At 64.7% G+C, this 9503-nt stretch carries 14 protein-coding genes; all 14 read right to left on the bottom strand.

The annotated features are described in order from the left end of the window. Positions 1–26: 26 nt before the first annotated feature. Entirely contained in the window at positions 27–1817 is a 1791-nt protein-coding gene (gene dsbD, locus N4G63_RS03195; protein WP_314599724.1) for a protein-disulfide reductase DsbD, read from the bottom strand. Between the two features lie 254 nt (positions 1818–2071). After that, the gene (rplQ, locus tag N4G63_RS03190; RefSeq protein ID WP_260788807.1) at positions 2072–2470 is read right to left on the bottom strand and encodes a 50S ribosomal protein L17; all 399 of its coding nucleotides are present in this window, start codon (positions 2468–2470) and stop codon (positions 2072–2074) included. A 98-nt stretch (positions 2471–2568) separates the two neighbouring features. Then, a complete protein-coding gene (locus N4G63_RS03185; RefSeq protein ID WP_260788808.1) occupies positions 2569–3570 on the bottom strand; it encodes a DNA-directed RNA polymerase subunit alpha in 1002 nt (333 codons plus the stop codon). Between the two features lie 152 nt (positions 3571–3722). Beyond that, complete coding sequence (gene rpsD, locus N4G63_RS03180; RefSeq protein ID WP_260788809.1) at positions 3723–4343, bottom strand: 30S ribosomal protein S4; 621 nt, start codon at positions 4341–4343, stop codon at positions 3723–3725. Between the two features lie 202 nt (positions 4344–4545). Next, complete coding sequence (rpsK, locus tag N4G63_RS03175) at positions 4546–4950, bottom strand: 30S ribosomal protein S11 (RefSeq protein ID WP_260788810.1); 405 nt, start codon at positions 4948–4950, stop codon at positions 4546–4548. 36 nt (positions 4951–4986) lie between these two features. Further along, positions 4987–5352 carry a 30S ribosomal protein S13 gene (gene rpsM, locus N4G63_RS03170; protein WP_314599335.1) on the bottom strand — a complete coding sequence of 122 codons (366 nt, stop codon included), beginning with the start codon at positions 5350–5352 and terminating at the stop codon, positions 4987–4989. Between the two features lie 53 nt (positions 5353–5405). Further along, positions 5406–5519 (bottom strand): 50S ribosomal protein L36, encoded by a 114-nt coding sequence (rpmJ, locus tag N4G63_RS03165; RefSeq protein WP_035036301.1) that lies wholly within the window; start codon positions 5517–5519, stop codon positions 5406–5408. 93 nt (positions 5520–5612) lie between these two features. Continuing rightward, the gene (secY, locus tag N4G63_RS03160; RefSeq protein ID WP_260788811.1) at positions 5613–6923 is read right to left on the bottom strand and encodes a preprotein translocase subunit SecY; all 1311 of its coding nucleotides are present in this window, start codon (positions 6921–6923) and stop codon (positions 5613–5615) included. A gap of 26 nt (positions 6924–6949) precedes the next feature. Then, complete coding sequence (gene rplO / locus N4G63_RS03155; RefSeq protein ID WP_260788812.1) at positions 6950–7381, bottom strand: 50S ribosomal protein L15; 432 nt, start codon at positions 7379–7381, stop codon at positions 6950–6952. A gap of 27 nt (positions 7382–7408) precedes the next feature. Further along, positions 7409–7591, bottom strand: coding sequence for a 50S ribosomal protein L30 (rpmD, locus tag N4G63_RS03150; RefSeq protein ID WP_260788813.1), 183 nt, complete (start codon positions 7589–7591; stop codon positions 7409–7411). A gap of 22 nt (positions 7592–7613) precedes the next feature. Next, positions 7614–8132, bottom strand: a complete 519-nt coding sequence (gene rpsE, locus N4G63_RS03145; RefSeq protein WP_260788814.1) for a 30S ribosomal protein S5 — start codon at positions 8130–8132, stop codon at positions 7614–7616. Between the two features lie 22 nt (positions 8133–8154). Beyond that, on the bottom strand, positions 8155–8517 hold the full coding sequence (gene rplR, locus N4G63_RS03140; protein WP_260788815.1) for a 50S ribosomal protein L18: 363 nt from the start codon (positions 8515–8517) through the stop codon (positions 8155–8157). 10 nt (positions 8518–8527) lie between these two features. After that, complete coding sequence (gene rplF, locus N4G63_RS03135; protein WP_260788816.1) at positions 8528–9061, bottom strand: 50S ribosomal protein L6; 534 nt, start codon at positions 9059–9061, stop codon at positions 8528–8530. 20 nt (positions 9062–9081) lie between these two features. Continuing rightward, positions 9082–9477: a 30S ribosomal protein S8 gene (rpsH, locus tag N4G63_RS03130; RefSeq protein ID WP_260788817.1), complete on the bottom strand. Its 396-nt coding sequence runs from the start codon at positions 9475–9477 to the stop codon at positions 9082–9084. Positions 9478–9503 lie beyond the last annotated feature (26 nt).

The raw sequence follows: 9503 nt of genomic DNA, 5'->3' as shown, positions 1-9503 counted from the left end.
AAGCGTCTGCAAGAACTTTCGTTGAGTCACAGGCCAACGGCGTCGAGCGTGCGCTTGAAGCGGGCTGCGTCCTGGTAGCCGATCACCCGGCTGGCCAGCAGCTCACGCCCTTGTCCATCAAAGAACAAGGTGCCCGGCGGACCGAACAGACCGAAGCGCTTGAGCATCGCGCGTTGATCCTCTGTATTGGCCGTGACGTCGGCCTTGATCAGCACGGCGGCCTGCATGCGCTGCGCAACGTTGGCGTCGCGGAACGTGAAGCGCTCCATCTCCTTGCACGAGACACACCAGTCGGCATAGAAATCAAGGATCAGGCGCTGACCACCGGCATCGCGCAGCGCGGCATCGAACTCGGCCTGCGTATGGATGACACGAAAGGCCGGCGCGGCGGGCTCGGCCGCACGGGCCCCGGCCACCAGATGCGCCAGCGGTTGCAGAGGATCGCGGCCTCCGGATGCCGCGCCGACCAATTGCGCCAGGCCCCAGGCCAGTGCCGCCAGACCCATGGCACGCCCGAGGCTGTCGCGCACCGGGTGCTGGTGCGCCGCATGCGGCGCAAAAGGTTTGAGCAAGAAGCCGAGCAACATCAGCAGCAGGCCCCAAATCGCCAACGCCACAGAGACCTGCAGCAGCGGCTGGGCCACCCACAAGGCCACCGCCAGCATCAGCACGCCGAACAGGCGCTTGATCATCTGCATCCAAGGGCCCGCCTTGGGCAACCAGCGTCCCGCCGACGCGCCCAGCAACAGCAAGGGCACGCTCATGCCCATGGCCAGCGCAAACAAGGCCCCGCCGCCCAGCACCACATCGCGACTCTGGCTGATGAACATCAGCGCGCCGGCCAGCGGGGCGCTGACACAGGGGCTGACGATCAGCGCCGACACGCCACCCATCGCAAACACACCCATCAGCTGGCCCGCGCGCAGCCGGTTGCAATGCACCGTCAACTGCGTGGTCATCGCGGCAGGCAGACGCAACTCGTAGACATCGAACATCGACAAGGCCAGCACGACCAGCAGCGCCGAGAAGACCCCGAGGGCCCAGGGCGTTTGCAGCGCAGCAGCAAAACCCTCCCCAGCCAGGCCAGCCGCGATGCCGAGCGCGGTGTACACCAGCGCCATGCCCAGCGAGTAGGCCGTGGCCAGCGCCAGACCGCGCCCGCGTGACGCGCAGGGCTGCTGCCCGACGATCAGCGACGACAGGATGGGCAGCATGGGCAGCACGCAGGGCGTCAGGCTGAGCATCAGGCCGAGGCCGAAGAACACCAGCAGCGCAGGCCAGAGCCGGCCGCTGCGCAGCACCTCGCCTACCGCGGCATCGTCCAGCCAGCCGCGCGCATTGCCCTGGCTTGCGGTGGCGCTGTTCGGCACGATCGGCGCTGGGCTGGTGGTCGCACTGCCGGCCGTCGGACGGCTGGCATCCAGCGCGATCTTCAGGGCCTGCGGTGGATAGCACAGGCCGGCATCCGCACAGCCCTGCACCACGACCTCCAGCGTGACCGGGGCGCTGCCCGCCGGCTGCAGCGGCACGCCCACCTGCAGCTCGCCACGGTAGGTCTCGACCTCCTTGCCGAAGTTCTCGTCGAACTTGACTTTGCCGGCAGGCACCTCGAGTGGGCCCAAGGCTGCACCCTCCGCCGTGATCTTCAGTGGCTCACGGTAGAGGTAGTAGCCCTCGGCGATGCGCACCAGCACCTCGGCACGCTGCGCCGACACCAGGGCAGCCGAAACCTGGAACGCCTGCTCCGGCGCGAGAAACTGCTCTGCGGCCTTGGCAGGAGCAACCCCGCCCAAACCCAGCAGCCAGACCAGAAACACCCCCAGCAAGGCCCACAGCCGCGGCGCGGTGCCAGGTCGGGGTCGCGGCCACGGACGGCAAAGCGGGAGATACATCAAGGCCCTCATGATGAAGACAGATTCTCGCTGCGGCACCGGGTTCCAATGGCGGTGCACATCACCATCCACGCGCACGAACGGGGCATGAAAAAAGCCAGCACTCGGCTGGCTTCTTCTGGGGCATTCAACAGGCACCGTCCTGCGGGTGTGCAGACGCCGCGGCTGTGTCTGCAGTCTTACTCGGCTGCGGCGTCGGCACCTTCGGCAGCGGCGGGCTCGGCGCGATCGACCAGCTCAACGAACGCCATCGGCGCGTTGTCACCCACACGGAACCCCATCTTGAGGATGCGGGTGTAGCCGCCCGGACGGGTTGCGAAACGCGGGCCCAGATCAGCGAACAGCTTGACCACGGCGTCACGGTCGCGCAGGCGCGAGAACGCCAGGCGCTTGTTGGCCAGGGTGGGCTCCTTGCCCAGGGTGATCAGCGGCTCGACCACACGGCGCAGTTCCTTGGCCTTGGGGACCGTGGTCTTGATCGCTTCGTGCGTGATCAGCGAGACGCACATGTTGCGAAGCATGGCTTGGCGATGCTCGCTGGTGCGGTTGAGTTTGCGAAGGCCGTGACGATGGCGCATGGTGCTTTCCTTTCGTTATCGAACCCCGGCCGTTCCAGGTACCGGGGCGTGCACTCAGGCCAGGCCGAAGCCTGACCGGTGGTTGGACGCGCTGGTGATCAGCGCTTGTCCAGGTTCTGCGGGGGCCAGTTCTCGAGACGGGCGCCCAGGGTGAGGCCGCGGGAGGCCAGCACTTCCTTGATTTCGTTGAGCGACTTGCGGCCCAGGTTGGGCGTCTTGAGCAGCTCGGTCTCGGTGCGCTGGATCAGATCGCCGATGTAGTAGATGTTTTCGGCCTTCAGGCAGTTGGCCGAACGCACGGTGAGCTCGAGCTCGTCCACCGGACGCAGCAGGATAGGATCGTGCGTGGGCGTCGAAGCGCCCAGACCTGCCACCGAGCCCAGACCCTCACCACCCGGTTCGACACCGACCAGGCCGGTGAAGATAACCAGCTGATCCACCAGGATCTTGGCCGATGCACGGATGGCCTCTTCAGGCGTCACGGCACCGTTGGTCTCGATCTCCATGACCAGCTTGTCGAGATCGGTGCGCTGCTCGACGCGCGCATTCTCGACCGCGTAGCTCACACGCTTGACCGGCGAGAACGACGCATCCAGCACGATGCGGCCGATGCTCTTGGTGGGCTCGTCACCGTAACGGCGCACGTTGCCCGGCACGTAACCACGGCCCTTCTCGACCTTGATCTGCATGTCGAGCTTGCCGCCTTGCGCCAGATGGGCGATGACATGCTCGGGGTTGATCACCTCGACGTCATGCGGCACCTGGATGTCGGCGGCCGTGACCGGACCCTCGCCTTCCTTGCGCACCACCAGCGTCACTTCGTCGCGGTTGTGCAGGCGGAAGACCACGCCCTTCAGGTTCAGCAGAATGTGCACGACGTCTTCAGCGACGCCATCCACCGTGGAGTACTCGTGCAGCACGCCCGCGATGGTGACTTCTGTGGGTGCGTAACCCACCATCGACGACAGCAGCACGCGGCGCAGGGCGTTGCCCAGCGTGTGACCATAGCCGCGCTCGAACGGTTCCAAGGTGACCTTGGCGCGGTGGTTGCCGAGCGGCTCGACGTGGATGGCTTTGGGTTTCAGCAGATTGGTTTGCATCGAGTCCTGTTCCTCTCAATACCCTCGGCTCGTTACACCGATAAGGCTGGCGGACCATGCCGGGCTGGATTTGTGGCCGCTCCGTGCCCGACACGCGAAGCGGCAGCCAGGGCCGAGGCTGCGCAAACGCGCAGCAGCTCAGCCCCAAACGATTACCGCGAGTACAACTCGACGATCAGCGATTCATTGATCTCGGCACCGAACTCGTCGCGGTCGGGAACCTTCTTGAACACGCCTTCGAGCTTGGCGCCGTCGACCTGCACCCAGGCAGGCATGCCGATCGAATCGGCCAGCTTCACCGCGTCGGTGATGCGCAGCTGCTTCTTGGCCTTCTCGCGCACCGACACCACGTCACCCACCTTCACCAGGTAGGACGGGATGTTCACGCTCTTGCCGTTGACCAGGATGGCCTGGTGCGACACCAGCTGGCGAGCCTCGGCGCGGGTCGAGCCGAAGCCCATGCGATACACCACGTTGTCCAGGCGCGATTCCAGCAGGAACAGCAGGTTGGCACCGGTGTTGCCCTTGCGGCGCTCGGCCTCGGCGAAGTAACGGCGGAACTGACGCTCCAGCACGCCATACATGCGCTTGACCTTCTGCTTCTCGCGCAGCTGGATGCCGAAGTCAGAGGTGCGCTGACCCGAGGTGCGGCCATGCTGGCCAGGCTTGCTTTCCTTCGACTTGTCGCTGATGGCGCGGCGGGCGCTCTTCAGGAAAAGATCGGTGCCTTCACGGCGAGACAGTTTGGCCTTGGGGCCGAGGTAACGTGCCACGGATGTTCCTTCTGGATGGATCTGACGCGAGGCTGGGTCGCGCGAGTCTGGCGAGTGTTGTTCTGGCGCTCAGACGGTGGGCTTGTGTGGGCGCCGACGGCGCCCAACAAAATTGCCGGCCGGTGCTAAGCACCCGCCGGCTGTCGGAAAACTCTACATTATAGCGGCACTGCCCGAAGGCAGCCGACCCGCTGGCCGGCGCTCAGATGCGGCGACGCTTCTGCGGACGGCAGCCGTTGTGCGGCACGGGCGTCACGTCGCTGATCGAGTTGATGCGGATGCCCAGCGCAGCCAGGGCACGCACCGACGACTCGCGACCCGGGCCGGGGCCCTTAATGCGCACGTCGAGGTTCTTGATGCCTTGTTCTTGCGCGGCGCGGCCGGCCACTTCGGCAGCCACCTGGGCAGCGAAGGGCGTCGACTTGCGCGAACCCTTGAAGCCCTGGCCACCCGACGAGGCCCAGGACAGTGCACCGCCTTGACGGTCGGTGATCGTGATGATGGTGTTATTGAACGAGGCATGCACGTGAGCGATGCCGTCCGCGACGTTCTTGCGGACCTTCTTGCTCACGCGGCGAGCCGCGTTATTGGCAGGTGCTTTGGCCATGTCGAATCTCGGTCAGGGGCTGTTCTGTGCGGCGGCTTACTTCTTGAGCGCGGCCGCACCCTTGCGCGGACCCTTGCGGGTGCGGGCGTTGGTGCGGGTGCGCTGGCCGCGCATCGGCAGGCCACGGCGATGACGGAAGCCGCGATAGCAGCCCAGGTCCATCAGCCGCTTGATGTTCATCGTGGTTTCGCGACGCAGGTCGCCCTCGATGGTCATCTTGTTGATCTCGTCACGGATCTTCTCGAGTTCCGCGTCGTTGAGATCCTTGATCTTCTTCGAGTACGGCACGCCGACGGCGTCGCAGATCTTCTGCGCGGTCGGACGGCCAATGCCGAAAATGGAAGTCAGGCCGATTTCGGCGTGCTTGTGCGGCGGGATGTTGATGCCGGCAATACGAGCCATGGTTCTAGGTCCTTGGTATCAGTTCGTCGCGATGCGTTCAGCGGCGCGGGGCATCAGCCCTGGCGCTGCTTGTGACGCGGATCGGTGCAGATCACGCGGACCACACCCTTGCGGCGAATGATCTTGCAATTGCGGCACATCTTCTTGACCGATGCAGAGACTTTCATCGTCTTCTCCTGTAGCGCCTGTACCGCATTCGGCATCGCAGGCGCGGATTCAATCGCTGGCTTCGCCCGGGCGGTCAAACCCCGGCGGGCCGCTCAACTTGCCTTGAAGTTGGCCTTCTTCAGCAAGGATTCGTACTGCTGGCTCATCACGTAGCTCTGGACCTGAGCCCAGAAATCCATCGTGACCACCACGATGATCAGCAGCGAGGTGCCACCAAAGTAGAACGGGACGTTGTACTTCAGCACCAGGAACTCGGGCAGCAGACAGACCAGCGTGATGTACACCGCGCCGGCCAGCGTCAAGCGGCCCAGGATCTTGTCAATGTGGCGGGCCGTCTGCTCACCTGGGCGAATGCCCGGGATGAACGCACCGCTCTTCTTGAGGTTGTCTGCCGTCTCTCGGCTGTTGAACACCAGCGCCGTGTAGAAGAAGCAGAAAAACACGATCATCGCGGCATAGAGCATCACGTAGATCGGTTGCCCCGGCGACAAGGCCGACGAGATGTCTTTCAGCCAGCGCAGGCCGTCTCCGGTGGCGAACCAGCCCACCACCGTGGCCGGCAGCAGGATGATCGACGACGCAAAGATCGGCGGGATCACCCCCGACATGTTCAGCTTGAGCGGCAGGTGCGACGACTGGCCGCCGTACACCTTGTTGCCCACCTGGCGCTTGGCATAGTTCACCAGGATCTTGCGCTGACCGCGCTCGACGAACACCACGGCAAACGTCACACCCACCACCAGCGCAACGATGAAGATCGATGCGAAGGGGCTCATGGCGCCGGTGCGCACCAGCTCGAACAAGCCGCCGATGGCGCTTGGCAGACCTGCCGCAATGCCGCCGAAGATCAGGATCGAGATGCCGTTGCCCAGACCACGCTCGGTGATCTGCTCACCCAGCCACATCAGGAACATCGTGCCGGCCGTCAGGCTGACCACGGTCGACAGACGGAAGCCGAAACCCGGATCGAGCACCAGGCCCGCCGAGCCCTCGAGCGCCAGCGCGATGCCCAGCGACTGGAAGATCGCCAGTCCCAGCGTGCCGTAGCGCGTGTACTGCGTGATCCTGCGGCGACCGGCTTCGCCTTCCTTCTTCAGCGCCTCGAGCGAGGGCACCACGTAGGTCATCAACTGCATGATGATCGACGCCGAGATGTACGGCGTGATCCCCAGTGCGAACACGGCGAAGCGCGCCATCGCGCCACCCGAGAACATGTTGAACAGTCCCAGGATGCCGCCCTGCTGGCTCTTGAAGAGCTGCTGCAGCTGTGCGGGATCGATGCCGGGCACCGGGATGTGCGCCCCGATGCGATAGACCACCAGCGCCAACAAGAGAAAGACAAGTCGGCGACGAAGGTCGCCGAACTTGCCGCTCTTGGCCAGCTGGTTTGCCGAGGTTGCCAAAGCGCGAGTCCTTACAGCCGATCAGATCAGCTCAGCGAGCCGCCAGCCGCCTCGATGGCAGCCTTGGCGCCAGCGGTGGCGCCGATGCCCTTGAGCACGACCTTGCGGCTGATCTCGCCGCTCTTGATGACCTTGACGTGCTTGATCAGCTCGCCCACCAGGCCGGCGGCCTTGAGCATCAGCAGATCGACTTCGTCCTGGCCCAGCAGCTCAAGCGCCGTGAGGCTGATCTCGCCGTTGTACTTGAGCGTCTGCGACTTGAAGCCACGCTTGGGCAGGCGACGCTGCAGCGGCATCTGGCCGCCTTCGAAGCCCACCTTGTGGTAGCCACCGGCGCGCGACTTCTGGCCCTTGTGGCCACGACCTGCGGTCTTGCCCAGACCCGAGCCGATGCCGCGACCCACGCGACGGCGCGGCTTCTTGGAGCCGGCGCTGGGCTTGATGGTGTTCAGTTCCATGATTGTCCTCGTGATGCGGCGGGTGCCTTACAGCACCTGCACCAGGTAGGCGATCTTGTTGATCATGCCGCGCACCGCGGGCGTGTCCTCAAGCTCGCTGACGCTGTTCATGCGGCGCAGGCCGAGGCCGCGCACGGTGTCACGATGCGACTGCTTGCAGCCGATCGGGCTCTTCACGAGCTTGACCTTGAGGGTTTTCTTGTCGGACATGGTGTTCTCCGTCAGCGCTGCTTCAGTTGAACAGCTCTTCGACCGTCTTGCCACGCTTGGCGGCCACTGCGGACGGCGTGGAAGAGCGACGCAGGGCGTCCAACGTGGCGCGAACCATGTTGTAAGGATTGGTCGAACCGAGGCTCTTGGCCACGATGTCGGTCACGCCCATCACCTCGAACACGGCACGCATCGGGCCGCCGGCGATGATGCCGGTACCGGCCGGCGCGGGCGCCAGCAGCACCTTGGCAGCGCCGTGCTCGCCGCGCACGTTATGGAACACGGTGCCGTTCTTCAACGCCACCTTGAACATGTTGCGGCGGGCCGATTCCATGGCCTTCTGCACCGAGACCGGCACTTCCTTGGCCTTGCCCTTGCCCATGCCGATGCGACCGTCGCCATCGCCAACCACGGTCAGCGCCGCGAAGCTGAGCGTGCGACCGCCCTTGACGACCTTGGTGACGCGGTTGACCGCGATCATCTTTTCCTTCAGACCGTCGTCGTTGCCTTCGGTCTGCGCGCGGGGAGTGAACTTTGCCATTTGCTTGATTCCTTAAGCCGCGTCAGAACTGCAGGCCGGCTTCACGCGCCGCCTCGGCCAGCGCCTTCACGCGGCCGTGGTAAGCGAAACCAGCACGGTCGAAAGCCACCTTCTCGACACCGGCTGCCTTGGCCTTCTCGGCGATGCGCTTGCCCACCAGCACGGCAGCAGCGGTGTTGCCGCCCTTGTCCTTGCCGATCTGCTCGCGCACTTCCTTCTCGACCGTCGAGGCCGAGGCCAGCACGGTCGCGCCGTCGCCGGAGGTGACGCTGGCGTAGATGTGCAGATTGGTGCGGAAGACGGTCAGGCGCACCGCGCCTTGATCGGCGATGCGGACGCGGGTCTGACGTGCGCGACGAAGGCGCTGTTCCTTCTTGTTCAGCATGATCAGCCCCTTACTTCTTCTTGGTTTCCTTGATCACCACGCGCTCGTCGGCGTAGCGGATGCCCTTGCCCTTGTAAGGCTCGGGGGGACGGATGGCGCGCACTTCGGCGGCGATCTGGCCCACAACCTGGCGGTCGGCACCCTTGATCAGGATTTCAGTTTGGCTCGGGGTCTCGACCTTGATGCCGGCGGGCATGTCTTTGACCACCGGGTGCGAGAAACCGATCTGCAGGTTCAGCTTGGCACCCTGGGCCTGGGCACGAAAGCCCACGCCAACCAGGTTGAGCTTCTTCTCGAAGCCCTTGCTGACACCCGTGACCATGTTGTTGAGCAGTGCACGCATGGTGCCGCTCATGGCATTGGCTTCGGTGCTGTCATTGGCCGGAGCCAGCTTGAGCACCGCACCATCCTTCTCGATGGTGACCAGCGAATTGGCCGCACGGCTGAGGGTGCCGTTGGCGCCCTTGACCGTGATCTGTTCGGCCGAGATCTGCACATCCACACCTTGCGGGACGGCGATCGGCATCTTTCCAACGCGGGACATTGTTGCCTCTCCTTCGCCCGTCAGGCCACGTAGCACAGCACTTCGCCGCCCACGCCCGTCTGGCGCGCCTTGCGGTCGGTCATCACACCCTTGGGCGTGGTGACAATGGCGACGCCCAGGCCGTTCATGACCTGCGGAATCTCGTCACGGCCCTTGTAGATGCGCAGGCCAGGACGGCTCACGCGCTCGATGCGCTCGATGACCGGGCGGCCGGCATAGTACTTCAGCGCCACTTCCAGCTCGCTCTTGGCGCCATCGGCCTTGATCTGGAAGCCGTCGATGTAACCCTCGTCCTTCAGGACTTGGGCGATCGCGACCTTCAGCTTCGACGAGGGCATCACGACCACAGCCTTTTGCACCATCTGCGCGTTGCGGATGCGCGTCAGCATGTCGGCAATCGGATCACTCATGCTCATTGCGTTATCTCCTGCTCGTGCCCGCG

The sequence above is a fragment of the Aquabacterium sp. OR-4 genome (genome assembly GCF_025290835.2).
Lineage (GTDB): Bacteria > Pseudomonadota > Gammaproteobacteria > Burkholderiales > Burkholderiaceae_C > Pseudaquabacterium.
The sequence above is the reverse complement of the archived record's forward strand: the minus strand, read 5'-3'. Positions and strand labels throughout refer to the sequence as shown.